This window comes from Nocardia sp. NPDC049526, assembly GCF_044465765.1.
Classification (GTDB): domain Bacteria; phylum Actinomycetota; class Actinomycetes; order Mycobacteriales; family Mycobacteriaceae; genus Nocardia.
Window position 1 is genome coordinate 946079 of sequence record NZ_JBITMA010000002.1, and the last position, 25759, is coordinate 971837.

At 66.2% G+C, this 25759-nt stretch carries 25 protein-coding genes; 15 read left to right on the forward strand and 10 right to left on the reverse strand.

The window, feature by feature from the left end:
* The first annotated feature begins 12 nt into the window (after positions 1-12).
* Positions 13-858: a BTAD domain-containing putative transcriptional regulator gene (locus tag ACIBW7_RS09030; protein WP_397045556.1), complete on the forward strand. Its 846-nt coding sequence runs from the start codon at positions 13-15 to the stop codon at positions 856-858.
* On the opposite strand, the gene accC is transcribed toward ACIBW7_RS09030, so the two are convergent.
* On the reverse strand, positions 855-2216 hold the full coding sequence (accC, locus tag ACIBW7_RS09035) for an acetyl-CoA carboxylase biotin carboxylase subunit (RefSeq protein WP_397045558.1): 1362 nt from the start codon (positions 2214-2216) through the stop codon (positions 855-857). The genes ACIBW7_RS09030 and accC overlap by 4 nt on opposite strands.
* Positions 2217-2220: 4 nt before the next feature.
* Positions 2221-3912 (reverse strand): acetyl-CoA carboxylase carboxyl transferase subunit alpha, encoded by a 1692-nt coding sequence (gene accA / locus ACIBW7_RS09040; protein ID WP_397045560.1) that lies wholly within the window; start codon positions 3910-3912, stop codon positions 2221-2223.
* A 167-nt stretch (positions 3913-4079) separates the two neighbouring features.
* Here accA and ACIBW7_RS09045 point away from each other — a divergent pair, with 167 nt between their 5' ends.
* Genes ACIBW7_RS09045 through ACIBW7_RS09075 form a run of 7 tightly spaced genes read left to right on the forward strand, consistent with a single transcriptional unit; the run spans position 4080 to position 10693 of the window.
* Positions 4080-5348, forward strand: a complete 1269-nt coding sequence (locus ACIBW7_RS09045) for a beta-ketoacyl-[acyl-carrier-protein] synthase family protein (protein ID WP_397045562.1) — start codon at positions 4080-4082, stop codon at positions 5346-5348.
* Entirely contained in the window at positions 5345-6562 is a 1218-nt protein-coding gene (locus ACIBW7_RS09050; RefSeq protein WP_397045564.1) for a ketosynthase chain-length factor, read from the forward strand. The genes ACIBW7_RS09045 and ACIBW7_RS09050 overlap by 4 nt, the downstream gene beginning before the upstream one ends.
* A 10-nt stretch (positions 6563-6572) precedes the next feature.
* A complete protein-coding gene (locus ACIBW7_RS09055) occupies positions 6573-6818 on the forward strand; it encodes an acyl carrier protein (protein ID WP_397045566.1) in 246 nt (81 codons plus the stop codon).
* Positions 6815-7753, forward strand: a complete 939-nt coding sequence (locus ACIBW7_RS09060; RefSeq protein ID WP_397045568.1) for an aromatase/cyclase — start codon at positions 6815-6817, stop codon at positions 7751-7753. Before ACIBW7_RS09055 ends, ACIBW7_RS09060 begins: the two co-directional genes overlap by 4 nt.
* Positions 7750-8685 (forward strand): MBL fold metallo-hydrolase, encoded by a 936-nt coding sequence (locus ACIBW7_RS09065; RefSeq protein WP_397045570.1) that lies wholly within the window; start codon positions 7750-7752, stop codon positions 8683-8685. The genes ACIBW7_RS09060 and ACIBW7_RS09065 overlap by 4 nt, the downstream gene beginning before the upstream one ends.
* Positions 8673-9932: an FAD-dependent oxidoreductase gene (locus ACIBW7_RS09070; RefSeq protein ID WP_397045572.1), complete on the forward strand. Its 1260-nt coding sequence runs from the start codon at positions 8673-8675 to the stop codon at positions 9930-9932. The genes ACIBW7_RS09065 and ACIBW7_RS09070 overlap by 13 nt, the downstream gene beginning before the upstream one ends.
* Positions 9933-9934: 2 nt before the next feature.
* Complete coding sequence (locus ACIBW7_RS09075) at positions 9935-10693, forward strand: alpha/beta fold hydrolase (RefSeq protein ID WP_397045574.1); 759 nt, start codon at positions 9935-9937, stop codon at positions 10691-10693.
* Here the strand turns inward: ACIBW7_RS09075 and ACIBW7_RS09080 are convergent.
* Together ACIBW7_RS09080 and ACIBW7_RS09085 are read right to left on the reverse strand one after the other, a co-directional pair.
* A complete protein-coding gene (locus ACIBW7_RS09080; RefSeq protein WP_397045576.1) occupies positions 10690-11166 on the reverse strand; it encodes a hypothetical protein in 477 nt (158 codons plus the stop codon). The genes ACIBW7_RS09075 and ACIBW7_RS09080 overlap by 4 nt on opposite strands.
* Positions 11167-11277: 111 nt before the next feature.
* Positions 11278-11658 (reverse strand): winged helix-turn-helix transcriptional regulator, encoded by a 381-nt coding sequence (locus ACIBW7_RS09085; protein ID WP_397045577.1) that lies wholly within the window; start codon positions 11656-11658, stop codon positions 11278-11280.
* 132 nt (positions 11659-11790) lie between these two features.
* Here ACIBW7_RS09085 and ACIBW7_RS09090 point away from each other — a divergent pair, with 132 nt between their 5' ends.
* Both ACIBW7_RS09090 and ACIBW7_RS09095 read left to right on the forward strand, forming a co-directional pair.
* Positions 11791-12285, forward strand: a complete 495-nt coding sequence (locus ACIBW7_RS09090) for a luciferase family protein (protein WP_397045579.1) — start codon at positions 11791-11793, stop codon at positions 12283-12285.
* 29 nt (positions 12286-12314) lie between these two features.
* Entirely contained in the window at positions 12315-12704 is a 390-nt protein-coding gene (locus ACIBW7_RS09095; RefSeq protein WP_397045581.1) for a lipocalin-like domain-containing protein, read from the forward strand.
* Positions 12705-12713: 9 nt separating this feature from the next.
* Here the strand turns inward: ACIBW7_RS09095 and ACIBW7_RS09100 are convergent, their stop codons facing one another.
* Entirely contained in the window at positions 12714-13217 is a 504-nt protein-coding gene (locus tag ACIBW7_RS09100; protein ID WP_397045583.1) for an acetyl-CoA carboxylase biotin carboxyl carrier protein, read from the reverse strand.
* A gap of 12 nt (positions 13218-13229) precedes the next feature.
* The gene (locus ACIBW7_RS09105) at positions 13230-14012 is read right to left on the reverse strand and encodes an SDR family NAD(P)-dependent oxidoreductase (RefSeq protein ID WP_397045585.1); all 783 of its coding nucleotides are present in this window, start codon (positions 14010-14012) and stop codon (positions 13230-13232) included.
* 160 nt (positions 14013-14172) lie between these two features.
* Between ACIBW7_RS09105 and ACIBW7_RS09110 the strand changes: the two genes are divergently transcribed.
* From ACIBW7_RS09110 to ACIBW7_RS09120, 3 genes are all read left to right on the forward strand, one after another.
* Positions 14173-14592 carry a nuclear transport factor 2 family protein gene (locus ACIBW7_RS09110; protein ID WP_397045587.1) on the forward strand — a complete coding sequence of 140 codons (420 nt, stop codon included), beginning with the start codon at positions 14173-14175 and terminating at the stop codon, positions 14590-14592.
* A 36-nt stretch (positions 14593-14628) separates the two neighbouring features.
* On the forward strand, positions 14629-15240 hold the full coding sequence (locus ACIBW7_RS09115; RefSeq protein WP_397045589.1) for a malonic semialdehyde reductase: 612 nt from the start codon (positions 14629-14631) through the stop codon (positions 15238-15240).
* A gap of 497 nt (positions 15241-15737) precedes the next feature.
* Entirely contained in the window at positions 15738-17171 is a 1434-nt protein-coding gene (locus ACIBW7_RS09120) for an aminobutyraldehyde dehydrogenase (RefSeq protein WP_397045591.1), read from the forward strand.
* 12 nt (positions 17172-17183) lie between these two features.
* On the opposite strand, the gene ACIBW7_RS09125 is transcribed toward ACIBW7_RS09120, so the two are convergent.
* Entirely contained in the window at positions 17184-18407 is a 1224-nt protein-coding gene (locus tag ACIBW7_RS09125; RefSeq protein ID WP_397045593.1) for an aspartate aminotransferase family protein, read from the reverse strand.
* A 1-nt stretch (position 18408) separates the two neighbouring features.
* Entirely contained in the window at positions 18409-18714 is a 306-nt protein-coding gene (locus ACIBW7_RS09130) for a Pr6Pr family membrane protein (RefSeq protein ID WP_397045788.1), read from the reverse strand.
* Between the two features lie 496 nt (positions 18715-19210).
* Between ACIBW7_RS09130 and hrpA the strand changes: the two genes are divergently transcribed.
* A complete protein-coding gene (gene hrpA, locus ACIBW7_RS09135) occupies positions 19211-23383 on the forward strand; it encodes an ATP-dependent RNA helicase HrpA (protein ID WP_397045594.1) in 4173 nt (1390 codons plus the stop codon).
* Between the two features lie 254 nt (positions 23384-23637).
* The gene (locus ACIBW7_RS09140) at positions 23638-23805 is read left to right on the forward strand and encodes a hypothetical protein (protein WP_397045596.1); all 168 of its coding nucleotides are present in this window, start codon (positions 23638-23640) and stop codon (positions 23803-23805) included.
* 8 nt (positions 23806-23813) lie between these two features.
* On the opposite strand, the gene nrdR is transcribed toward ACIBW7_RS09140, so the two are convergent.
* Together nrdR and ACIBW7_RS09150 are read right to left on the reverse strand one after the other, a co-directional pair.
* Positions 23814-24299 carry a transcriptional regulator NrdR gene (nrdR, locus tag ACIBW7_RS09145; RefSeq protein WP_397045597.1) on the reverse strand — a complete coding sequence of 162 codons (486 nt, stop codon included), beginning with the start codon at positions 24297-24299 and terminating at the stop codon, positions 23814-23816.
* A gap of 175 nt (positions 24300-24474) precedes the next feature.
* A complete protein-coding gene (locus tag ACIBW7_RS09150; protein WP_397045599.1) occupies positions 24475-25728 on the reverse strand; it encodes a hypothetical protein in 1254 nt (417 codons plus the stop codon).
* Positions 25729-25759 lie beyond the last annotated feature (31 nt).

Below are 25759 nucleotides of genomic sequence, written 5' to 3' on the forward strand. Positions count from 1 at the left end.
GTGTGCGCTCGCGTGTTAGGTCCATTGACGCTTGCTCTCAATAACCACAACGCAACGCCGACAGCACAGAAACAACGCCAACTACTCGCCTTACTACTCGTCAGACACGACACTGTCGTTCCGGTAACCACACTCGTCGAAGAGTTGTGGAACGACGATCCGCCGCGCAGCGCCGTCACCGTCGTGCAGACCTATGTGCTGGGAATTCGAAAGAAGATGGCCGAGCAGCTCGGCATCGGACAGGCCGAGGTGGCCGAACGATTTCTCCGCACCCGCAGTAAAGGGTATTCGTTCGACGTCAAGGACTGCGTCTTCGATTTGCGCGACTATCAGAGCATGTCCGAGGCCGCGCGCTGTGCCGCCAAGGCCCGCGACGACTATCGCGCGGTCGATCTGTTCAGCGCAGCGGAGGCGCTGTGGAGCGGTCCGGCGCTGGTCGATGTGGAGGGCGGTATCCCGCTGGCCGCGGAGATCTCGCATCTGGATCACCTGCGGCTGACCAATATCGAGCTGCGCGTCGAGGCCGAGTTGCGGCTCGGTCGATATCGCGAAGCCTGCCCTGACCTGGCCAGACTCACCATGCAGCACCCGCTGCACGAGCGGCTGCAGGCGTATTACATGTTCGCCCTCAGCCGTGCGGGCCAGCGCGCCCGCGCATTGGAGTCCTACCAGCAGTTCAGCAGGTCGATGCAGCGCGAGCTCGGCCTGGACCCCTGCCAGAAGCTGCAGAAATTGCATCAGGATATTCTCGCCGCCTCCGACGTATCGGTCAGTGCCATGCTCAACAGCCGCCACGCGGGATACCTCATCGGCTGGTACTCCCCCGAATTCCGCTCGGCTCGAGCAAAACCCGCCTAATCCGCCCGCAACAACTCGTCCACCAGCGCGGTCGAATGCGTCGCCGACCGCATCGCCGGGTGGTCGAGTACTTCCCGCAGAAAATCCCGGGTCGTCGCAACGTGCGCACCCGAAATCCGGAATTCGGCCAGGGCTCGTCGCATGCGGGCGAGCGCCTGGTCCCGGTCCGGCGCCCATACGATCAGTTTGGCAAGAAGCGAATCGTAGTGCGGTGGGATCGAATATCCGGCGTGCACGTGGGTATCGACACGCACGAACGGACCACCGGGCGGTGTGAATTCGGCCACGATTCCGGGCGCCGGTGCGAATTCGGCGGCAGGGTCCTCGGCATTGATGCGACATTCAATTGCCGCGCCGCGCAGGGAAATATCGCGCTGCGCGATGCCGAGAGATTGCCCGGCGGCGATATGTATCTGCTCGGCGATCAAATCGATACCGGTAACCATTTCGGTCACCGGATGTTCGACTTGGATTCGGCAGTTCACCTCCATAAAATAGTAATTCCCCTGCCGATCCACCAGAAATTCCACGGTTCCGGCGCCGACGTACCCGGCTTCCAGCACCCCGTCCACCGCGGATTTGCCCATCCGCGCCGCAAGCCCCTCTGGCAGCCGCGGCGCGGGCGACTCCTCGATGAGCTTCTGATGCCTGCGCTGCACCGAGCAGTCGCGCTCACCGAGGTGCACACCGTTGCCGTAGCCATCGCACAGCACCTGGATCTCGACATGCCGAGCGCCCTCGAGGTACTTCTCCAGATAGACTCGACTGTCCCCGAACAACATTCGCGCCGTCGCCCGCGTCTCCTGGAAGGCGCGTGGAAACGCTGCGCTATCGCGCACCACCTGCATGCCGCGCCCGCCGCCACCCGCGGCGGCCTTGATGATCACCGGATAACCGATCGAGTCGGCCAGCGTGTGCGCCTGCTCGGACTCGAGCGGATCCAGACTCCCCGGCAATAGCGGTAGCCCCGCCTTGGCCATCAGAGTGCGCGCCGACTGCTTATCACCGAGTTGGGCCATCACATCGGCGGGCGGACCGATCAGGGTGATACCCGCCGCGCGGCATGCATCCGCGAAATCCGGTGACTCCGAAAGGAATCCGTAGCCGGGATGGATCGCATCGGCACCGGTCGTCTCGGCTGCGGCAAGGACGGCGGCAGCATTGAGATAGCTGCGTTTGGCCGCGGCAGGCCCGATCTGCACCGATTCGTCGGCGAACTGCACGACGGCCGACTCCGCGTCGGCGACCGAATGCACCGCGACGGTGCGCACCCCCAGTTCCCGGCAGGTGCGCGCGACCCGGAGCGCGATCTCGCCACGATTGGCGATAAGAATCTTCTCGAACATGTTGTCCCGCATTCTCTTATGCCACCGACCGAACCGGAACCTGCTGCCGCGCACCGAACCGGCGGAACCGGGCCCGCCGCTCGGCGGCGAGGTCTTCGCCGCTGCGACCGGTCAACTCGCGCAGGCTCGCGGTCAGCGCACGGTGCAGTTGGTCAGCCGCCGCCACCGGTGCGGTACCGACGTCGTCACCCGGTTCGGGCAGCACCGCATCGACGACACCGAGCCGCAGCAGGTCACCGGCCGTAAGTGACAGCGCGGCAGCCGCTTTCGGTGCCGCAGCCGGATCGTTCCATACGATGGCCGCACACCCTTCCGGGCTGATCACCGAGTATGTCCCGTTGGCGAACATCAGCACCCGGTTGGCAACTCCGAGCGCCAACGCGCCACCGCTGCCGCCCTCCCCGATCACCACGCTGACCACCGGCACCCGCAGGGCGGACATCAGCCGGATATTCTCCGCGATCACCACCGCCTGCCCCTGCTCCTCGGCGGTCGCGCCGGGATAAGCGCCGGGGGTGTCGATCAACGTGATGACGGGCAGCCCGAGCTTTTCTGCGAAACGCATGAGCCGTGCGGACTTTCGATATCCCGCCGGCGTCGGCATGCCGAAGTTGCGAGCCATCAACTCCTTCGGCTCATGTCCCTTCTGATGTCCGATCACCACGACCGGCTGGCCACCGAGCCAGGCGGTACCACCGACGATGGCCGGGCAGTCCCCCGAGATGCGGTCCCCGCGCAACTCCCGGAAGCCGTCGAAGGCCAGGGCGAAGTAATCGAGCGCGGTGGGTCTGCTCGGTGTGCGCGCCCGTCGAACCTGCGCCCAGGGATCGCTGTCGGGAACCCGAGCCGGGTCGGTGATCGTTCCCGCGTCCAGCTCGGTCACCACATCGCCGGTCGGATCGACCGGACCGGCCACTCGCAGCAGCGAACCGAGTGCCTGCCGCAATCCGGCGCGCGGCACGATCATATCGATCAGCCCGCGCTCCAACAGGAATTCGGCGGTCTGGAACTTCGGCGGCAGCTCCTGCCGGATCGTCTGTTCGATCACCCGGCGACCAGCGAAACCCAGTCGCGCCTTCGGTTCGGCGATCAGCACATCCGACAGCGTGGCGAACGATGCGGCCACCCCGCCGTAGGTCGGGTCGGTGATCAGCGTGATGGTGAGGATGCCCGCGCGGTCCAGCTGTTCCAGCGCCGCACTGGTTTTCGCCATCTGCATCAGCGACAACGGTCCCTCCTGCATCCGCGCACCACCCGAAGCCGTGATGATGAGCAACGGAATCCGTTCGGCGAGAGCGGTTTCCGCGGCCGCAGTGATCATCTCACCGACGGCGGTGCCCAAACTGCCACCGAGGAAACGGAAATCCATGGCCGCGACTATCACCGGATTGCCCTCGATCGCCGCGAGGGCGCACAGCACGGCGTCGTGCATGCCGGTGCGTGCCCGTGCGGCGGCGAGCCGGTCCGGATAGGGCTTGGTGTCGGTGAATGTCAGCGGATCGTCGTCGGTGGGTATGACGGCGAGCGGCTCGAACCGGCCCTCGTCGGCGAGCTGGGTGATGCGCTGCTCGGCGGTGATCGGGGTATGTCTGCCGCATTCGCCGCAGACACCGAGGTCGCGGGCGAATCGCTTGCCGTACAGCGGGATCAGACAGGCCGGGCAGAGCACCCAGTCCGCGGCACCGTCCAGGCCATGTGCTGACTTCATCACGCATGTCTCCTGTGCTCGGGGAAGGTGCGACCCAGCCTGCGCGCACCCGCTAGAGAACAGCTCGACTCCGGCGCTCGAGTCAGGTTCGAGGTCCGCCTTCGATGCTTGACACCACGATCGAAGGGAGATAACGCCATGAACCCCAACGTATCCGGTGGTGCGGAATGAGCCGCCGCGTTGTCGTCACCGGACTCGGTGTCCGGGCGCCCGGCGGTTCGGGTAAGGACGAGTTCTGGAAACTGCTGTCCGAAGGCCGCACCGCGACGCGCCGGATTTCATTCTTCGACCCCACGCCCTACCGGTCCCAGGTGGCGGGCGAAGCCGACTTCGACCCGCTTCAGGAAGGGTTGTCACCCAGGGAAATTCGCCGCATGGATCGGGCTGTGCAGTTCGCCGTGGTGTGCGGACGGGAGGCGGTGGCCGATAGCGGCATCGATATCGGATCGCTGGATCCGCACCGGCTCGGCGTCAGTCTCGGCAGCGCGGTCGCCGCGGCGACCAGCCTGGAGCAGGAATATCTGGTGCTGTCGGATTCCGGTAGGAACTGGCTGGTCGACGAAACCTACCTGTCCCCGCACATGTTCGACTACATGGTGCCCAGCGTGATGCCCGCCGAGGTGGCCTGGAGTGTGGGCGCGGAGGGGCCGGTCGCCATGGTCTCCAACGGCTGCACCTCCGGGTTGGATTCGGTCGGCCACGCCGTGCAGTTGATCCGTGAGGGTTCGGCCGATGTGATGCTGGCCGGTGCTGCGGATACCCCGATCACGCCCATCGTGGTGGCCTGCTTCGATGCGATCAAGGCCACCACCTCCCGCAATGACGATGCCGAACACGCCTCCCGGCCGTTCGACAACTCGCGCAACGGCTTCGTGCTCGCGGAGGGGGCGGCGATGTTCGTGCTCGAGGAGTACGAGAGCGCGCGCAAGCGGGGTGCGCGAATCTATGCCGAGATCACCGGCTATGCCACGCGATGCAACGCCTACCACATGACCGGCCTCAAGGCCGACGGCCGGGAGATGGCCGAGGCGATCCGGGTCGCACTGGACGAATCGCGCATCGACCCCACCGGCGTGGACTACATCAACGCGCACGGCTCGGGCACCCGGCAGAACGACCGGCACGAAACCGCCGCCGTGAAGCGCAGTCTCGGCCGGCACGCCTACGCGACACCGATGAGCTCCATCAAATCGATGGTCGGCCACTCGCTGGGTGCCATCGGTTCGGTGGAGATCGCCGCCTCCCTGCTTGCGCTGGAATACCAGGTGGTACCGCCGACGGCGAATCTGCACGAGGCCGATCCCGAATGCGATCTGGACTATGTGCCGCTCACCGCACGCGGGCACCGGATGGACACCGTGCTCACCGTCGGCAGCGGATTCGGCGGCTTCCAGAGCGCGATGGTGTTGCGTAAACCCGAGGCGGTGGCGGCATGATCCTGGTAACCGGTATGGGCGTGCTCGCGCCGAACGGCCTCGGCGTCGAACGCTTCTGGGAAGCGGTATTGGACGGCCGAGGCGGAATCGCACCGCTTACCCGGTTCGACACCAGCCGCAGCACCGCGCGATTGGCCGGGCAGGTCGCCGACTTCGACGCCGCCGAACATCTGCCGAGCCGGTTGCTGCCGCAGACCGATATTTCGACGCGGATGGCATTGGTGGCCGCGCAGTGGGCCTTGGACGACGCCAAGGTCGATACGGCGGCGCTGACCGATTACGACATGGGTGTGGTCACCGGAAATGCTTCCGGCGGTTTCGAATTCACCCATCGCGAGTTCAACAAGCTGTGGTCGCGCGGTTCCGAGCATGTGAGCGTCTACGAGTCGTTCGCCTGGTTCTACGCGGTGAACACCGGGCAGATCTCGATCCGGCACGGTATGCGCGGGCCGAGCAGTGCGCTGGTCGCCGAACAGGCGGGCGGTTTGGACGCGGTCGGGCACGCCCGGCGGACGGTCGGCCGCGGCACCCCGCTGGTGGTCACCGGCGGCGTGGATTCCGCGCTCGATCCCTGGGGCTGGGTCTCACATCTGGCCAGTGGCGAGGTCAGCACGTCGGACGCGCCGGAGCGTGCCTATCTGCCATTCGACACCGCGGCCGCCGGATATGTGCCGGGTGAGGGCGGTGCGATGCTGGTGGTCGAGGACGCCACGGCGGCCCGTGCCCGCGGCGTTCCGAAGGTGCACGGCGAAATCGCCGGGTACGCTTCGACATTCGATCCGGCACCGGATTCGGGAAGACCCTCGGGTCTGCGCCGCGCCGCGGAACTCGCACTCGCCGACGCCGGTATGGGACCGGGCGACATCGATATCGTCTTCGCCGACGCGGCGGGCGTACCCGACCGCGATCGGGACGAGGCGGCGGCCATCGAGGCCATCTTCGGCGACCGCGGCGTCCCGGTCACGACGTCAAAACCGCTGACCGGACGGCTGTTCTCGGGCGCGGGCCCGCTCGACATCGTGACCGCACTGCTGTCCATTCGCGATTCGGTGATCCCGCCGACCGCCTGCACCACCACCCTCGCCGAGGACTACCGGATCGATCTGGTGCTCGGCGCGCCCCGGCCCGCCACCGTCGGCGGCGCCCTCGTTCTGGCCCGTGGCCGTTGGGGTTTCAACTCCGCGGTCGTCGTGCGGGCTGTCGACCAAACCTAGGGAGCCGATCATGACCATGACCATTACCGAATTACGCCGGATCCTCGTGGAATGCGCGGGCGGCGACGATATCGCCGAAGATATCGCCGGACTCGACTTCGAACAGCTCGGCTACGACTCTCTGGCGCTCATCGAAACGGCCTCGCGGATCCAGCGCGATTTCGGCGTGCTGATCCCGGAGGAACAGCTCATCGATGTCAAGACGCCGCAGGAGTTGATCGATATCGTCAATAGCCAATTGCGCGGTGCGGCATGAACATCCAGGTGATGAGCCACACCAAGGTGGTGCAGGCGCCGCCGGCGGTCGTCTACGACCTGGTGGCCGATGTGACCAAATGGCCCGTGATCTTCGCACCGAGCGTACTGGTGCGCCATCTGCACCGCGGACCCGATGAGGAGCGGTTCCGGTTGTGGGCCACCGTCAACAGCGAGGTCAAGAACTGGACCTCGCGGCGGGTGCTGGATGCGGCGCAGCGGCGCATCGTCTTCGAACAGGAGCGCAGTCAGGCGCCGATCGCGTCCATGGGCGGAGCCTGGTCATTTCGCGAAATCTGTCCCGGCACAACGAAAGTCACCCTCGACCATCGTTTCACCGTGGTGGACGGCGCGAATCCGGATCTGGTCGCGGGCGCGGTGGATCGCAATAGCGAGACCGAGTTGGCGGCGCTGGCGCGCATCGCAGAGCTGGGACATCCGGTCGACGATGTGGTGCACACCTTCGAAGACGCTGTCCCGCTCCATATTTCGTCGGCCGAGGCGTACGACTTCATCTACCACAGTGAGCGCTGGCCCGAACACGTTCCGCACGTCGGCCGGATCGAACTCGACGAGGATGCCGATGGCGTGCAGCTGATGGAGATGGATACCGTTACCGCGGGCGGTATTCCGCACACCACCAAATCTGTGCGGGTGTGCGTCACCGACGAACGCATCGATTACAAGCAGCTGCTGCCGCCTGCCATGCTCTTCGGGCACAGCGGCGCTTGGGAATTCGCGGACGCTCCGGACGGCGCCGTGGTGACGGCGCGGCACACCGTTGCGATCAATCCGGTCGCCGCCCGCGAAATCCTGGGGGCCGATACCGATCTCGCCGATGCACGCGCATATCTCACCGAGGCGCTGTCGACCAACAGTCGCAATACCCTGCTGTGCGCGGTGCGGTATGCCGAATCCGTGAAGTCACCGACATGACCGCCACCGAACTCCCGCAGGTGGCCGGAGGCCCGGTCGTGCGCGAGATCGCAGACCGGGTCTACGCGTACACGCACAGTCGGGGCGGCTGGTGTGTCAGCAATGCGGGCGTGCTGGCGGGTCCGAACGGCGCGGTCGTGATCGACACCCTGGCGACCGAGGGACGCACCCGCGCTCTGGTCGAATTCGTCGACGGGCTCGGTATCGGTCCGGCCAGAACGATTGTCAATACCCATCACCACGGCGACCATAATTTCGGCAATCACCTCTTCGGGCCAACGGCGGTCGTCATCGGCCACGATCGGATCCGGCCGGAGATGATCGAGACCGGACTCGCACTGACTGAACTGTGGCCCCAGGTGCACTGGGGCGATGTGCGAGTCACCCTGCCCAACATCACCTTCAGCAGCCGCGCGACCCTGTATATCGACGAACGGCGCGTCGAACTCATCCACCTCGGACCGGCCGCGCACACCACCAATGATGTAGTGGCGTGGCTGCCCGAGGAGAAGGTGCTCTTCGCCGGAGATCTGGTGATGTCGGGGGCCGCGCCGTTCTGCCTGATGGGATCGGTGAGTGGGTCGACAGGCGCGATCAAAAGGCTCGCCGAGCTGGGCGCGGAAACCGTGGTGTCCGGACACGGTCCGGTGGCCGGGCCCGAGATCTTCGATCAGACGCTGCGATATCTGCGGTGGGTGCAGGAGTTGGCCGCCGAGGGCCGCTCGCTCGGACTCACCCCGCTGGCCATCGCACTCGAGGCCGATCACGGCGAGTTCGCCGATCTGGTCGACGACGAGCGCATCGTCGGCAATCTGTACCGCGCCGACGCGGAGTTGGCGGGCGGTCCGATCGGCGAGCCGCTGGATGTGCTGTCGATTTTCGACGAGATGATCGTGTACAACCACGGGCAGGTGCCGACATGTCTGGCGTGACAACCGTATCGGTGCAGGTCTGCGTCGTCGGTGGCGGTCCCGCGGGGCTGATGACCGGTCTGTTGCTGGCCCGATCCGGCGTGGAAGTGCTTGTACTGGAGAAGCATCCGGATTTCCTGCGGGACTTCCGCGGTGACACCGTGCACCCATCCACACTGCGGGCGATGGACGAGCTCGGACTCGCCACCGAATTCCTCGCGCTGCCGCACGTCGAACTGCCGCAGCTGCCGATGGCCACCGCAAGCGGGCCGGTGATCTTCGCCGACTTCCGCACTCTCCCAGGCGGTTTTCCCTTCGTGGCATTCATGCCGCAGTGGGATGTGCTGAACTTCCTGGCCGAGGCAGGTGGGCGGTATCCGGGCTTCCGGCTGATCCAGCGGGCCGAGGTCACCGCGCTCATCCAGGAGCACGACACCGTGGTCGGCGCACGGGTACGCACCCCCGAGGGACAACTCGAGGTCCGGTCCCAGCTGGTGATCGCCGCGGACGGTCGCAATTCGATTGTGCGCGGCGGGCTGCTCGAGGTGGCGGCCGGCGAGGCGCCGATGGACGTGCTGTGGTTCCGGGTCGGCAAACCCGACGGCGAACGGCTGCCTACCGTGCGCAGCGGCAATGGCTTCTTCATCGTCTGCATCGACCGCGGCGACTACCTGCAGGTCGCCTACATGATCCCGAAGGGCGGATTCGCGACCGTCAAGGCCGCCGGACTCGCCGGCTTCCGCGCCGACCTCGCCGCGATCTATCCCAGCCTCACCGGGCATCTGGCCGCAGAGATCCGCACCTGGGATGACGTGAAACCCCTCGATGTACGCGTGGATCGGCTGCGCCGCTGGTACCGACCCGGTCTGCTCGCGATCGGCGATGCGGCTCACGCCATGTCACCCGCGGGCGGAGTCGGCATCAATCTCGCTGTGCAGGATGCGATCGCGGCCGCCCGGCTGCTCGCGCCCATCCTCGGCACGGGTGCTCGACCGAGCGTCGCACAATTGCGCGCCGTACAGACCAGGCGTGAATTCCCCATGCGTGTAGTCCAATTCGCGCAGCTGCGGCTGCTGTCGGATCTGTATCCGAATGCCGGGCGGCCGGGCACCGATAACCCAATGCTGGTGCGTCTGCTGCGGCGCTTTCCCCGCCTACCCCGTTTGGTGGCCCGGGTGATCGGGCTCGGCATCCGGCCCGAACACGTGCCACCGGTGGCCGATGTCGCCGGAACCGTCACTGCCCTAACGAAATTCAGGGAGAACTGATCGTGTCGACATATCTGCTCGTCCATGGCGCATTCCACGGCGGCTGGGCCTGGCAGCGGGTGCTGCCGCTGCTCGAGGACGCCGGACATCGTGTGCTGGCCCCGTCGCTTGTCGGCCTCGGCGACCGCGCCGATCTCTTGACCCCGGATGTCGGCCTGGATACCCACGTCGAGGATCTGGTCGGCCTGCTCACCTCCGCGGATCTCACCGACGTCGTCCTGGTCGGGCACAGCTACGCGAGCATCGTGGTGACCGCGGTCGCCGACGCCGTCCCCGACCGCATCGCCGAACTCGTCTATATCGACACCTTCGTCCCGCGCGACGGTGAGGCGGTCGCCGACATCATGCCCGGTATGGTCGATGCCTTCGCCGCCGCGGCCACCGAATACGGCGATGGCTGGCGCGTACCGCCGCAGACCGAGCCGATGGGCGACGGCGGTCTGTACGGCATCACCGAGGAACCCGATTTGAGCTGGGCCGCCTCGATGATGACCGCCCAGTCGCTCGCGACTTTCCAACAGCGCATGCTGCTCACGAATCCCGGTGCGCTGGCCGATATTCCGGTAACACACGTGTATTGCAGCGAGGGCGGCGAAGCCTACAAGGCCATGCGCGCCGCCATGCCGCGCACCCTGCCGCCCGCCGACCTGCCGCCGGGCCGCCTGCACGTGCTGCCGACCGGGCACGACTGCATGATCACCATGCCGCGCGAATTGGCCGGGCACCTCCTGGCATTGGCACCGCGGACAACGCTTGCCTAATGCAGGACACCGTAGGTCGCCGCAATGGTGAACCCGTGCGCTCCGGTCTCGCAGGTCACCGTGCCCTGGTAGCCGATGCCGCAGGTGGTGCCACCAACGGCGACCTTCTGCCCCTCCGGCAGCACCTGCGCGCCACCCGGGTAGGTGAAGGTGGGTTGGTCGGCGGTCAGGAAGTGGGCCGCTTCCACAGTCGACGAACGCACCTGGTTCGTGCCCGGCGGTGCATCGATCGGCACCGCATCGCACCCGGCCGGGCCGTTCAGGAAGAATCCGCAGTTGCGGCCGTCGGGCGACTGGAAGAAGACGGCGCCCCGGTAGTGCGGGTCGTCGACCAGATATCCGGTCTCGTCCACCGGTGTCAGCTGATCGAGCCCATTGGGGTCGGCGGCCGCCGGGCCCGCGGCGGTCGCCACAGCGGCAATGGCGAGTGGTACGAGGGTCGACAGAGCGAACAGCTGCGAGCGATCGAGCACAATGCGCCTCCTTGGTCGTCATCCGACGGAACCACATGACGTTAGCGGCGCATCCACGCGATAGCCATTGCGTCTCGATGACGAATCCGTGTGCCGCCCAGCCGGGTCGGGTCAGGATTCGGCCGCGTCGTACGCGGCGCGGGCGGCGAGTACTTCGCTGAGATGTGCGCTCGACCAGTCGACGATGCTCGCGAAGACCGGGGTCAGGGTGACCGCGAGCGGGGTTGCTTCGTACTCGACGCGGGGTGGCACCTCGGCGTGGTAGGTACGGGACACCAGTCCGTCGCGTTCCAGCTGGCGCAGGCGCTGGGTCAGCACCTTGGGGGTGAGGCCGGGGATGCGCTGCTCGAGTTCGGTGAAGCGCAGGCGGCCGTCATGGGTCAGCACCCAGAGCACCTGGGTGGACCAGCGGCCGAAAACCAGGTCGATCACCGGGGTGATCGGACACGGGTCGACGTCGGCCGGCCCACCGGCCGCCCGATCACCCCTCATCGAATCGCTACTCGATGCCTGCCTCATTGGCCCTCACTTTCCACTTGGTAAGTACTATACTTTGGAAAGTACTGTGAAAACAGAGGTCGTGAGCGAGCACCACCGCGAACGAAAACCGAAGGGAACACAGTCATGACAACGACATCCGTGGACGGACGCATCGATCTGCCGCACCGCTGCGGCGACCGGCCGCGCACTCGGGCGCACAATCCACATCAGCAGCTCAGCCAGCTGGCGCCACCGGATCTGCAGGAAACCCTGTGGTCGCGAATGACCACACTGAACGGCGTGCTGCTCGGCCGCAGCGGCGTTTCGCTGCCCGATACCCGGGCGCTGCATCTACGCCCGACCATCGCCAAGGGACCGGGCGAGGCGTATCTGGTCGGCACCGAATTCGCTCATCTGCACGGATACGACGACGGCAGCCTGCACCTGTGCCTGCCGAAAGATACTGCGGCCGAGGCGATCGCGCAGGGGTGGGCGGAATTGCATCCGATGGCGCGTCAGCGTTTTCTGCCGCAGACGCTGGTAATGGTCTACGGGCCACGCGATCTCGACGAGCTCGAGGTGGTCTGGCGGCTGGTGCGGATCAGCCACGGCTTCGCGCGCGGGGCGGCTACAGCGTGATTAGAGCGGCGGCCGCCATCGTGGGTGTCATGAACGCGACCGATCTCGTCGGAACCTGGGAATTGCTGTCCTACTTCGATATCGACGAACACGATGCGACCAGCACCGGGCCACTGGGGGCCGCACCGCGCGGCCTGCTGATCTACGGCGCGCACGGCTATATGTCGGTCAGCATGATGCGCACCGACGCGGCGACGGGCACACCGCCTTTCATGGGTTATGCGGGGACCTGGCGCAGGCGCGGCACGGAGCTGGTGCACGCCATCACCGTGTGCTCCAACCCGGCCTGGGCCGATACCGAACAGGTGCGCCAGATGTCGCTGAACGGCGACGTCCTGACGCTCATCGGGGCCGCACAGGTCGACGGGCGGATGCAGCGCCGGGTGCTGACCTGGCGCCGCTCCTGCCCGCCGTCCTGAAATCTCCTGTCATTCCGGAGAATACGAGAATAAGGGCTCATCGAATTGAACCGGTTCGTTGCTTTCCTTGAGTATCTCGGTGATCACGCCGCCGGCCTGCGCGGTCACCGGGATCATCAACTTCATCGCCTCCACGATGGCGATCTGCTGTCCGGCAGTCACCCGGTCGCCCACCTCTACGAAAGGGTCCGTGCCCGGTTCCTGGCTGCGATAGAACACCCCGACGCTCGGTGCGCGGAAGACCGCACCGAGTGGCGGCTTATCGGGTGCAGCCGGGGTTTCCACCGCTCCCCCGGCCACTTCGGGGGCCACGACGAGCGGTGCCGCCGAGACCTGCCATTCAGCCTCGATCGTCACCTCACCCACCTGGACACGCAGCGCGCTCGGCTGCTGCGGGAAACCCGCGAGCAGTTGCAGCGCACCCGTCTGGATCGCCTCGAGGATCCGCAGGTACTCGTCGTGCCCGGTGGCGCCGTCGAGCGCGCCCGATCTGTTCTCCTCCACTGCGGTCATTGTCCAGGCCTCTCAGTAATTGCCAAGTCCGCCACAGACATTCAGCGCCTGTGCGGTGACCGCGCCCGCACCGGGACCGATCAGGTAGTCGACCATCGCCGCGACCTCGAACGGCTGCACGTAGCGTCCGATCGGCACACGTGCGCTCACCCGGGCGTGCACCTCGTCGGTATCCACACCCCACAGACCGGAGTAGACCTCCCGAACCCGTTCGGCCATCGGGGTTTCCACGAAACCCGGGCACACCGCATTCACCGTGATCCCGGTCTTGGCCAGTTCCAGTCCGAGCGCCTTGGTGAAGCCGACCACGCCGTGTTTGGAGGCCGAATACGGCGCACCGTGTACGACACCCTGTTTGCCGCCGGTGGAGGCGATATTCACGATGCGGCCGCTGCCGCGCTCGAGCATGCCACCCGCGGTCAGCACCGCCTTGGTCATCAGGAAGACGCTGTTGAGGTTGGTGTTGATGACGTCGAACCACAGGTCGTCGGTGACCTGCGCGGTGACGCCGCCGCCGCTGCGGCCCGCATTGTTGACCAGAATGTCGATCGGGCCGTATCGCCGCACGCCCGCGTCGACGTATTCACGGATCTGCGCGGCATCCACGACATCGCAGACCGTGCCGTCGACCTCGTGACCATCGTCCTGCAGGCTCTTGACCGTATCGGTCACCTTCTGCTGATCGCGAGCGCAGATGAAAACCGCGATCCCCTGGGCTGCAAGGCTTTTAGTGATCTCCAGGCCCATACCGCTGGTCGCTCCGGTGACCAGCGCGACGCGCTGACTTTCCGCCATGACTCCTCCATCGGTCTTTCCGTACTCGCCGGGCTTATCGACCTCCAGACTCGTCGCGGGTCCTATAGCCCCGGTCAACCCGCGCGCGGCTCGAGCCAGCCTCTAGCGGCGTCGGCGACCGTTGCGTGCAGCCGCGCCCCGCCGCAACCAAGGAGCCACCATGACCACCGTCGCCAGCCGCACCGAGTTGTACGCCGAGGTCCAGCAGTTCTACGCCGATCAGATGCAGCGGCTGGACAACCGCGACATCCCGGGTTACGCCGAAACCTTCACCGAAGATGCGGAATTCGAACACACACCGGGCCGGCCACCGGCCCGGACCAGGGCGGGCATCGTCTCGGACCTGGTCGAATTCCACAAGCGCTTCGAGGCCGATCCGATGCAGCGCAGGCACTGGTTCAACATGATCAACCTGCAGCCGCAGGACGACGGAACCATCGTCTCCACCGCATACTGCCTGGTGGTCAAGATCCGGCCGAACAGCAAGCCCGAAATCGCGCCGAGCTGCGTCGTACACGACGTGCTCGTCCGCGTCGACGGCAATCTGCTGACCCGGTCACGGCGCGTCGCCCATGACTGAACCCGCTGTCCCCGACCATATTTCGAGGAGCACCACGTGAACACCGTGCAGCCAGAAACCCTGTTGCCCCTTGCCGCCGAAGCCCAGGACCTGTTGTTCCGGGAGGCGCGCACCGCGAACACCTTCACCGACGCACCGGTCACCGATGACCAGATTCGCGATATCTACGAACTGATCAAATACGGCCCGACGTCGATGAATCAGCAGCCGCTGCGCATTGTCCTTGTCCGCAGCCCGGAAGCGCGGGCCCGCCTGGTCACCCACATGATCGACAACAACAAGCCCAAGACCGCGACGGCACCGCTGACCGCAATCCTGGCCGCCGACTTGAACTTCCACGAAAATCTGCCGAAGGTCTTCCCGCACGCCCCCGAGGCCAAGGGTTACTTCGCCGACCCCGACTACCGCGCCGAATCGGCCCGCTTCAACGCCCTCATCCAAACCGGCTACTTCATCCTCGGCATCCGCGCCGCCGGCCTGGCCGCAGGCCCGATGAACGGATTCGACGCCGAGGGCCTGGACAAGGACTTCTTCCCGGACGGCACCCACAGCGCACTGGTCGTCGTCAATATCGGCACCCCGGGAACAGACGCCTGGTTCCCCCGCTCACCCCGCCTGACCTACGACGAGGTCGTAACGACGGTTTGAGCAGCGGGCATCGGCCGACGAGTGGCACACGGATGCGGCAAGGGTCCGAGTAGGCGCGACCAAAGTGTGCCACTCGTCGATGCGGTGCGAGTGGAACCCGCAATCGAGCGCTCTGCGCCGAATAACCCTGTTTCGAGACACTTTCCACTGACACCGATGTGACGGCGGAACATGAGCCCGTACCTGAATTGCCGGAGACCCGGACACAGGGTGCAATGAAGCACCGATTTTCCGGGAACTCGAATGACAATATTGCAGCGAAGCCGAAAGTCGTTGCAATACAGGGTGAAACAATGCTCTGCACCGCAAATGGATATGGCTCCGAATTTCTCGTCCTCGGCAGCAACAAAAGGCGTAAGATCAATCCATTCGGTGTCGATAGCATCGAAATTTTTATGATGAACAAGTAGTAGTAGGCGACGGCGACAAGATGCCAAGTCGACCGAACGTTCCACGCCAGAGAATTGTCGACTCAGCAGAGCAACCGAGGAGGCAGCATGACAGTGGTCCAGAACTTCATCGACGGCAAGCTCGTCGACTCGGTCGGTGGTGCGACGATGGAGCTCGTCGACCCTGCCACCGGTGATCGGTACGGCACCGCCCCGGCGTCCAACGAACAGGACATCGACAACGCGTACGCAGCTGCGGCGAGGGCGTTCGAGGACTGGAAGCGCACGACGCCGTCGCACCGCCAAAAGGCGCTTTTGGATTTCGCCGACGAGTTGGAGACCGCGGCCGCCGCGCTTGTTGCGGCCGAGGGTCGCAACACCGGCAAACCGAATCACATCACCTCGGCCGTGGAGATCCCGCAGATGCTGGATCAGACCCGATTCTTCGCGGGCGCGGCACGGGTACTCGAGGGCAAGTCGGCCTGCGAGTATCTGGCGGACCATACATCGTGGATCCGCCGGGAGCCGGTCGGTGTCATCGGGCAGGTGACGCCGTGGAATTACCCGATGATGATGGCAGTCTGGAAATTTGTTCCCGCGATCGCGGCAGGCAACACCGTGGTGATCAAGCCGAGCGACACCACCCCGGTAACGACGGTGATGCTGGCCGAACTGGCCTCCGAGCACCTGCCGCCAGGCGTGCTGAACGTGGTCACCGGTGACCGGGTGACCGGTGCGGCGGTGGTGGCGCATCCGACCCCGCAGATGGTGTCTATCACCGGTTCGGTGGCAGCGGGCCGTGCTGTCGCGGAGTCGGCCGGAGCCCGTCTGAAGCGCACACATCTGGAGTTGGGCGGCAAAGCGCCGGTAATCGTGTTTCCCGACGCCGATATCGCCGCTGCCGCCCAGGGCATCGCGGCGTCGGGTTACTTCAACGCCGGACAGGATTGCACAGCGGCCACCCGGGTGCTCGGTCACGCGTCGGTGGCCGATGATTTGACTGCGGCGCTGGCCGAGCAGGCAGGCAGTGCCACAACGACATTCGGCAAGGCCGCCGATGACGAAGCCGCCTGGGTACCACCGGTCAATAACGCCGGCCAACTACAGCGGGTGCTCGGCTTCCTCGATGATGTGCCCGATCATGCTTCGGTCGTGGTCGGCGGGCACCGACAGGGCGACCGCGGGTATTACGTCGAGCCGACGGTCATCGGCGGGCTGCTCCAGCATGATCGGCTGAGCCGGCACGAGATCTTCGGCCCGGTGATCACCGTGCAGTCGTTCACCGACGAAGAAGACGCGATCCGGTGGGCCAACGGCGTCGAATACGGCCTGGCGTCCTCGTTGTGGACCAAGGATTTGTCGAGGGCGCTGCGCGTATCAGCCGCGCTCGACTTCGGCTGTGTGTGGATCAACACCCACACCGCACTGATCGCCGAGATGCCGCACGGCGGGTTCAAGTCGTCCGGACACGGTAAGGACCTGTCGATGTACGGGCTGGAGGACTACACCCGCGTCAAGCATGTGATGGCGAGGATCGGCTAGAGCCGCGAGGGCTCAGCCCAGCGCGCGGGTGAATCCCTCGACGAGTTCGTCGACCTGGTCGTCGGTCATCACGAACGACGGCGAGATCTGCATTGCGCCCTGGCCCGCCGCGCGTCCTGAGATGCCGTGCTCCCGCAGCGTTTTCACGAAGGGGAGCCCCTCGGAAGGATCGGCGAGCTGGATCGCGGCGACCGCACCGAGGCCGCTACGGACCTCGGCTACTCGCGGGTGCTCCGCGAGCGGTGCGAGTTTGGCGTGCAGGGTGGATTCCAGGCGCTTCGCCTCGTCGAGCAGACCCTCGCGTTCGACGATGGCGAGGTTGGCGAGGGCTGCGGCGGCGGCTCCGGCGTGGCCGCCGTAGGTGTAGCCGTGCCGCCACCAGACGCCGCCGCGGAAGAAGGGGGCGGCGATGTGGGGGGCGATGAAGACCGCGCCCATGGGGACGTAGCCGGAGGTGAGGCCCTTGGCGGTGGTCATGAGGTCGGGCTCGAGCTCGAAACGGGTTGCGGCGAACCAGGATCCGCCGATGCGGCCGAAGCCGGTGACGACCTCGTCGACGACGAAGAGGATGTCGTGATCGCGGCAGATGCGGCGGACCTCGGTGAGGTAGCCGTCCGGCGGCAGGTAGATCCCGCCCGCGCCGATGATGGGTTCGCAGAAGAAGGCCGCGATGCGCTCCGCGCCGATCTCCTCGATGAGCGCGAGCAGCGCCTTCGCATCGTCCCATTCGACGGTGCGGGCATCGGCCATCAGCTCGCCGTAGCCCTCGCGGTTGACCGGGATCCCCGCCAAAGCCGTTCCCGCGACATGCATTCCGTGATACGCGCGCTGTCTGCCGACCACAATGGTCTTGTCCGGCCGTCCCAGCTCGTGCCAGTAGCGGCGGGCGAGCTTGGCCGCGGTGTCCACCGAATCCGAGCCGCCGGAGGTGAAGAAGATCTTGCTGCCCGGCACCGGTGCGATGCTCGCCAACTTCTCCGCCAACTCCTGGGTGGCGGGTTCGGTGAAATCACCGAAGTTCGAATAGTGTGCGACCGTGCGCAGCTGTGCGGCGACCGCGTCCGCGATCTCGGCGCGTCCATGCCCGACATTGGTGAACCACAGCCCGGCCGTCGCGTCCAGATACCTGGTGCCCGCCTGGTCGTAGATGTAGGCACCCACACCGCGTGCCACGACGAACGCGCCATCGCGTTCGACAGCACCCATATCGGCGAACCCATGCCATAGCGCGCCCATGTCAACCACCTCTACTCGACAACCACGTCACTTCGTCGCTCCCCGGCTCGTCCGCGCCGCGCCGGCGGCCGCACAGCGCACCGAGCGCGGCCACCGCGACGGCGAGTAGCGCGAGTCCGATGACCAGGACCACCAGGCCCATCGCCATCGACACACAGCCCTGATGCCGTGGATCGAGGAACAGGTACGGATACCAGTCGACGATCGACCCACGAATGAGGGTGTACGCGCCGTGGCCGAGCGGGTAGACCAGCCGCCCGCGATCAGCCGCCCGGAAATACCGAGCGCGACCGGTGCCGGCACCCAGTCCACGATCATCACCATAGGCATGATGCGCTGCAGCACGTCATCGACCCACCCTTGTTCGTTTCCCAAGCAGATGTGCGACTGCAGCACCGCGTACACGATGGCGGTGACGATCAGATACAGCGGAGCAGCGGTCGCGGGGGTCGCGAAGATCGCGGATCGCGGATCGCGGATCGCCCCGATCAGCAGCACTATGACGCCGAGCACATTGGATTCGATGGTGAAGTAGCTGAAGTTGTCCACCCAAAAGCCGGACTCGCCGATGTTGCGGATCGGTATCCAGACCAGCGCCAGGATGCCGAGCACCGCAAAGGCGAAGCGCGGTATACGGATCCACAGTGGCGCGGCACCGGCTGTCATCGCCGGATCTTCCCTTATCAGGGCTGCTCCGAGCGGCACACCAGGCCGCGCGACAGCACAGTATCGCCGGTGTGCTCACCGGATGCCCACGCCCGGCTCGGATTCGACGCGCCGGTTTCGCTACCCTGGTGAACGCAATGACCAGGACAGCCGACGCGAATCTCCGCGAGCTTCGGACCCGCCTGGCCGCCGTAACCCTCCGCGATGAACACCGGTTGCGCCGCAACCTGGACCGGGCCCGCGGCGGCGATCTCACCGGCATCACGGCCGAGATCGCGGCGGCCGAGCAGCGCGTCGAGGCCCGCCGCGCCGCGGTACCCGAAATCCGCTATCCGGAGCAGCTACCGGTCTCCGCACGCCGCGACGATATCGCCAAGACGATCCTGGACAACCAGGTCGTCATCGTCGCCGGTGAGACCGGATCGGGTAAGACCACCCAGATTCCGAAGATCTGCCTGGAACTCGGCCGTGGCATCCGCGGCACCATCGGCCACACCCAGCCGCGCCGGCTGGCCGCGCGCACGGTCGCCGAGCGCATCGCCGAGGAGTTGGGCACCGAACTGGGCGATGTCGTCGGCTACACCGTGCGCTTCACCGACCAGGCCTCGGATCGCACACTCGTCAAGCTGATGACCGACGGCATCCTGCTCGCCGAAATCCAGCGCGACCGGCTGCTGCGCCGCTACGACACGATCATCATCGACGAGGCACACGAACGCAGCCTCAATATCGACTTCCTGCTCGGCTACCTGAAGCAATTGCTGCCGCGCCGACCGGATCTCAAGGTGATCATCACCTCGGCGACCATCGATCCGGAATTGTTCGCCAGGCACTTCGCGGACGAATCAGGTACTCCCGCACCGATTGTCGAGGTATCCGGCCGTTCCTATCCGGTCGAAATCCGGTACCGGCCGCTATCGCTGGAGCTACCCGTCGCCACCGATGACGACGACGAGGACACCCGGATCGTGGACCGCGACCCGGTCGACGCCATCGGTGACGCGGTGCGCGAACTCTTCGCCGATGGCGACGGTGACGTATTGGTCTTCCTATCCGGCGAACGCGAGATCCGCGACGCCGCGGATGCGTTGCGCGACTTACAGATTCCGCGCACCGAGATACTGCCGCTCTACGCGCGTCTGTCCACGGCCGAACAGCATCGCGTCTTCGCCCCGCATCCGGGGCGAAGAGTTGTGCTGGCCACCAATGTCGCCGAGACCTCGCTCACCGTCCCCGGCATCCGCTATGTCGTCGATCCCGGCACCGCGCGCATATCGCGCTATTCGATGCGCACCAAGGTGCAGCGCCTGCCCATCGAAGAGGTCTCGCAGGCCTCGGCACGCCAGCGCGCGGGACGCTGCGGCCGCGTCGCCGACGGCATCTGCATCCGCCTGTACTCCGAGGAAGATTTCGAATCCCGGCCCGCCTTCACCGAACCGGAGATCCTGCGGACCAATCTGGCCGCCGTCATCCTGCAGATGACCGCGCTCGGACTCGGCGATATCGAGAAGTTCCCCTTCGTGGAGGCGCCCGACCGCAGGGCTATTCGCGACGGTATCGCGCTCCTGGAGGAATTGGGCGCGCTTGCACCACGCGCCACCGCGAAACCCGCTCGGCAGCAGACCGATTCGACGGCGCAAGAAGTTACCGCCACCGATAGCGCCGAGCGAGCGGACCAGGTGTCGGACACGACACTGACGCTTACCCCTACCGGTCGCGAAATGGCACAGATACCGGTGGATCCACGAATGGCACGCATGCTGGTGGAGGCCCACCGCAATGGCGTGCTCGCCGATGTGCTGATCATCGTTGCCGCACTGTCCATTCAAGATGTGCGCGAACGTCCCGCGGACCATCAGCAGGCCGCGGACACCAAACATGCCCGCTTCGTGGTCGAGGGCTCGGATTTCCTGGCCTACCTGCGGTTGTGGGAGTACCTGACCGAACAGCGGAAGTCGCTGTCGTCCAATCAGTTCCGGCGTATGTGCCGTGACGAGTTCCTGCACTATCTGCGGATCCGGGAGTGGCAGGATCTGCACGGGCAGCTGCGGACGATCACCCGGGGGCTCGGGTGGTCGGCGAACAGCGACGATTCGAACGGCACCGAAAGCGGTTCGCGCCGTGGGCAATCCGCTGCGGATGGTCGTGATTCGGAACGTGGACAGCGCAAGTCCGATTCATCTCGCGCGAAGGCGAACCGCGGCCGCGACAACACCGCCTCTTCGAAACCACAGGCCGCCGAAGACGATGGCACCCCATGGGATTCGACCGCCATCCACCAGGCCCTGCTGGCGGGCATGCTTTCCCACATCGGCGTCCGTGAGGCCGAGACCCGCGAATTCCTCGGTGCGCGCAATGCCAAATTCATGATCTTCCCCGGATCTTCGCTGGCGAAGAAGCCGCCCCGCTGGGTGATGGCGGCCGAACTCGTCGAGACCTCCCGGCTCTGGGGCCGGATGGCGGCCCGGGTGGAGCCGGAGTGGGCCGAGCGCCTGGCCGGAGATCTGGTGAAACGCACCTACTCCGAACCGCATTGGTCATCCAAGCGCGGTGCGGCGCGCGCCTACGAGCGCGTCACGCTGTACGGCGTACCGCTGGTGGTCAGCCGTGCCGTCGATTACGGCCGGATCGATCCGGAACTGTCGCGTGAGCTGTTCATCCGGCATGCCCTCGTACAGGGTGAGTGGCAGACCCGCCACGAATTCTTCCACCGCAATCGCGAACTCCTCGACGATGTAGCCGATTTGGAACACCGCGCCCGCCGCCGCGACATCCTCGTCGACGATGAGGTGCTGTTCGAGTTCTACGACAAGCGCGTCCCGGCCGATATCGTTTCGGTGCGCCATTTCGACAGCTGGTGGCGCACCGCGAAGCGCAAAGATCCCGCGCTGCTGGACTTCTCGACCGATACCGTGGTCAACGACGCCGCTGCGACGCTCGACCCGACCGACTTCCCGGACGCCTGGCGCCAGGGCGAGTTGAGCTTCCCGCTCACCTATCAATTCGAGCCCGGCAATGACGATGACGGTGTCACCGTGCGGATCCCGGTCGAGCAACTCGCGCATGTGCGAGCCGTCGGCTTCGACTGGCTGGTGCCCGGTATGCGTGACGAGTTGGCCACCGCGCTGATCAAGACGCTGCCCAAGGCGCTGCGCCGCACCGTCGTTCCCGCACCGGACTTCGCCGCGGCGGCACTCGCCGCGCTCACGCCGCGCGCCGAACCCCTGCGCATCGGCCTGGCCAGGGAGCTGTCGCGGCTCGGTTCGGTCACCATCGCACCCAGCGATCTCGACCCCGCCGCGCTTCCGGACCATCTGCGCATGACCTTCGCCGCGATCGCTGCCAGCGGTCAGGTGCTGGCGCGCGGGAAGAATCTCGCCCAGTTGAAAACCCAGCTGTCCGAGCAGGTTTCGGCGTCGGTCGCTCGTGCGACCGCGGGCGCGGAACGTGCCCCCGCTACCGTGTGGACGTCGGAATCGCTGGGGACGGTCGAGCCGACGGTGCGCAGCGAGGTGGCCGGACAGACGGTCACCGGTTACCCGGCGCTGGTCCCCGAGGGCGAGGGCGTCGCGGTGCGCGTCCTGAGCTCCCCCGCCGAGCAGGCCGCCGCCATGCGGGCGGGCACGCGCGCACTGGTGTTGAGCGCCGTTCCCACCTCGGTCCGCACCGTCACGGCCAGTCTGCCACCGCGGGATCGGCTTGCGCTGAGCCAGAATCCGTACGGCTCGCTCGACGCCCTCATCGAGGACTGCCGCGCCGCCGCCGCGGACGAACTGATCGCCGCCGCCGGTGGACCGGTGCGCAGTCCGAACCAGTTCGACACTTTGGTCGCGAAGATCCGTCCCGACTTCGTGTCCGCCGTCGCCCGCATCGTGCGCCTGGTGGTGCCGGTGCTGGCTGGGGCGCACCAGGTTTCGTCCGCCCTCGCCGATACCACCGAACGCGATATCGCCGACGATGTCCGCCACCAACTCGACGACCTGATCTTCCCCGGTTTCATCTCGGAGTGGGGCAGCGCTCGGCTGCGCGAACTCCCCCGCTACCTGGCGGCTGCCCGGACCCGCCTGGAGGCGCTACCCGGCTCCGCGGTCCGCGATCGACAGGGAATGGTCGAAATCGACCGCGCACTGGCCGCCTACGACCGCCTCGTCAATGCCCTGCCCGAAACCCGCAGGCACGCCCCAGATGTCACCGAAATCTGGTGGATGATCGAGGAATTCCGCGTCAGCCTCTTTGCCCAGAAACTCGGGACGCCGTACCCGGTCTCCACCAAGCGCGTCGAAAAGGCTGTCGCCGCCATCCGCCGCTGACCCATGAGCCGTGCGGCTGCCGCCAGCGCGTCCGACCCGGCCGAGCTCACAACGGTAGTTCTGGGGGCGCGACCGGAGCCGCGGTCTGGCGATACAGTCGCCGGAGCATGGTGGCGCGCAAGAGTATTGCGGCCGCTCACACTATTCGCACCGCGCGTCGTTCAGCAGTTCGGCGCGAATTCTCGAAAGAGGTGCTCGCCATCCGGAAATGCCTCACGCCGATTCTCGCCGCCTGCGCCGTCGCACTTGCCTCGATGGCAACCGCTTCAGCAGCCGTGCCACCACAGCCCGCGCCGGCGCGCACCGATACCGATGTGCTGCGGCAGCTGGTTCGGCTGCTCGACACTGGATCGGTCACCATCTGCCCCGGGCAGGCGATGGGCAGCTTCGGCTGCTCGTGCCCGCCGGGGATCTGCCTCTGACCGCCGGATCAGTCTGCGGAGGCGGCGGAGGCGGCGACCGTCGCTTCCTCGCGATGCTTGCGCAGGTCGGCGATTTCGCGTTCGAAATCGTCGGCGGAGGTGAAGGAGCGGTAGACCGAGGCGAACCGCAGGTAGGCCACCTCGTCCAGATCGCGCAGCGGGCCGAGGATGGACAGGCCGACCTCATGGCTGGGCACCTCGGGCGACCCCTTGGCGCGCACAGCGTCCTCCACCTGCTGGGCCAGCAAATTCAGGGCGTCTTCGGCGACCTCGCGGCCCTGGCAGGCGCGGCGCACACCGCGGATCACCTTCTCCCGGGAGAACGGTTCGGTGACGCCGCTGCGCTTGACCACGGATAGGATCGCGGTCTCGACGGTGGTGAATCGTCTCCCACACTGCGGGCAGGAACGCCGGCGGCGGATGGCCGCGCCTTCCTCGGCCTCACGCGAGTCGACGACCCGCGAGTCGGGGTGTCGGCAGTAGGGGCAATGCATCCGAGAGATCCTTCGTCGATGCGCGCGCCCGCGTCCGAATCGGCTCCGGTTCGCCAGTCCCGATCCGGCGAGCACGTGTACAGGGGTCTAGACCGATACGTCCATATCATGTCCAGGATACCCGGGAGGGGTCACCAACCGTCTCACACGTCCCAACTACCCCGTCGACCGACGCTCAGCCGAGTTGCCATTGCGTCGTCAGATCGGCGATCAGATCCGGAATTCGCGCGATCATCCGGCCGTGCGCGAGCTTGCTCCAGAACGATTCACCGAGCACCACCTCGGCGAATGGCCGGTTGCTCTCCAGATCGATGTGGCGCAACACCAGATCGCCGGTGATGTAGGCCCAGCGGGTATCGCGGTCGGCCCAGTTGAAGTCCGGCAGCGGGGTGCGAAGCGAGACGGTGCGTCCCGCGATATCCGCGCTGACGGTTGCGGGCGCGAAAACACCGGGTGCGCGCACGCCGGGGACGGCGGGCTTGCCGGCCACCGTGCTCACATAGGTCATGACCCGGCCCATCGCGCCGCGGCCCGCCGAGGTGGCATCCCACTGGTCGGCGATGACACGGTTCTGCTCGCGATCGGTCATCCGGATGAGCGCATCCACATATCCGTCACGGGTATGCGAATCGATCGACTGCCAGGCGGTGCGGATATCGGCATCGATCACCCCGGCCGCATACATTTCGTCGATTCCGGCCATCCCCAGTGCGGCGTACGCCTCGTGCATCGGGACCAGATCGCTGAAGATGTGTTTCTGCATGATCATCAGCCGGGTCTGGTACCAGGCGACATCCTCGGCGCTCAGCCGCGAACCCTCGGTGGCGAGCAGCCGGATATCGGCGGGCACCTCGGCCACCAATTCCGGTGGGGTGCCGCGCAACAGGTCCGCGACCGCGTCGCCGAGTTGATGGATGCCCGGTACGTCGAGCACCAGCCCGACATCGCTGAGGTCGAAGAACCCCGAGGCGAAGGAGCCGCCCGCGATTCCGGCAAGGCCCGCCCACCAGTACTCCTGATGCTGATTCGCCAGCCGGAAGTAGTTGACGTACACCTGGCTGAAGGTGCGCTGGTTGGCACGCACGCCGAGCGCCGGATCCCAGGCCGCGAGGTCGATATCGGCATTTCGGGTCGAGACCACCAGCCAATATTGGTGCAGCAGCGTGGCATAGCGCTGCGGCGCCACCCCGCCGGCCCTGGCCTGGTCGAGCGCCGCACGCAACGTCGACTCGTCCAGTGGTAGTGCGGGATTCAGGCCACCGCCGCCTGCCCCATCGCCGTTGAGCGCGGGTAAATCCAGGTACGCCTCGTAGGCGGGGGCCGCCTGTGCGGCCGGAATCATGGTGAGCCCGAGAATAAGACAGGCCAGCAGCCCGGCGATCCGGGCGAGCAGACGGACGGCGAGTGCAGCGGTGGAGCGATGCGTCATTGCGTGGTGTCCCGAAATCGTTCGTCGGCAA

Bases quoted from the DNA above. Each gene is read 5' to 3' on its own strand.
- accC (WP_397045558.1), bottom strand. From the start codon at position 2,216: ATGCGGGACAACATGTTCGAGAAGATTCTTATCGCCAATCGTGGCGAG.
- accA (WP_397045560.1), bottom strand. From the start codon at position 3,912: ATGAAGTCAGCACATGGCCTGGACGGTGCCGCGGACTGGGTGCTCTGC.
- ACIBW7_RS09045 (WP_397045562.1), top strand. From the start codon at position 4,080: ATGAGCCGCCGCGTTGTCGTCACCGGACTCGGTGTCCGGGCGCCCGGC.
- ACIBW7_RS09050 (WP_397045564.1), top strand. From the start codon at position 5,345: ATGATCCTGGTAACCGGTATGGGCGTGCTCGCGCCGAACGGCCTCGGC.
- ACIBW7_RS09055 (WP_397045566.1), top strand. From the start codon at position 6,573: ATGACCATGACCATTACCGAATTACGCCGGATCCTCGTGGAATGCGCG.
- ACIBW7_RS09060 (WP_397045568.1), top strand. From the start codon at position 6,815: ATGAACATCCAGGTGATGAGCCACACCAAGGTGGTGCAGGCGCCGCCG.
- ACIBW7_RS09065 (WP_397045570.1), top strand. From the start codon at position 7,750: ATGACCGCCACCGAACTCCCGCAGGTGGCCGGAGGCCCGGTCGTGCGC.
- ACIBW7_RS09070 (WP_397045572.1), top strand. From the start codon at position 8,673: ATGTCTGGCGTGACAACCGTATCGGTGCAGGTCTGCGTCGTCGGTGGC.
- ACIBW7_RS09085 (WP_397045577.1), bottom strand. From the start codon at position 11,658: ATGAGGGGTGATCGGGCGGCCGGTGGGCCGGCCGACGTCGACCCGTGT.
- ACIBW7_RS09090 (WP_397045579.1), top strand. From the start codon at position 11,791: ATGACAACGACATCCGTGGACGGACGCATCGATCTGCCGCACCGCTGC.
- ACIBW7_RS09095 (WP_397045581.1), top strand. From the start codon at position 12,315: ATGAACGCGACCGATCTCGTCGGAACCTGGGAATTGCTGTCCTACTTC.
- ACIBW7_RS09100 (WP_397045583.1), bottom strand. From the start codon at position 13,217: ATGACCGCAGTGGAGGAGAACAGATCGGGCGCGCTCGACGGCGCCACC.
- ACIBW7_RS09105 (WP_397045585.1), bottom strand. From the start codon at position 14,012: ATGGCGGAAAGTCAGCGCGTCGCGCTGGTCACCGGAGCGACCAGCGGT.
- ACIBW7_RS09110 (WP_397045587.1), top strand. From the start codon at position 14,173: ATGACCACCGTCGCCAGCCGCACCGAGTTGTACGCCGAGGTCCAGCAG.
- ACIBW7_RS09120 (WP_397045591.1), top strand. From the start codon at position 15,738: ATGACAGTGGTCCAGAACTTCATCGACGGCAAGCTCGTCGACTCGGTC.
- ACIBW7_RS09125 (WP_397045593.1), bottom strand. From the start codon at position 18,407: ATGGGCGCGCTATGGCATGGGTTCGCCGATATGGGTGCTGTCGAACGC.
- hrpA (WP_397045594.1), top strand. From the start codon at position 19,211: ATGACCAGGACAGCCGACGCGAATCTCCGCGAGCTTCGGACCCGCCTG.
- ACIBW7_RS09140 (WP_397045596.1), top strand. From the start codon at position 23,638: ATGGCAACCGCTTCAGCAGCCGTGCCACCACAGCCCGCGCCGGCGCGC.
- nrdR (WP_397045597.1), bottom strand. From the start codon at position 24,299: ATGCATTGCCCCTACTGCCGACACCCCGACTCGCGGGTCGTCGACTCG.
- ACIBW7_RS09150 (WP_397045599.1), bottom strand. From the start codon at position 25,728: ATGACGCATCGCTCCACCGCTGCACTCGCCGTCCGTCTGCTCGCCCGG.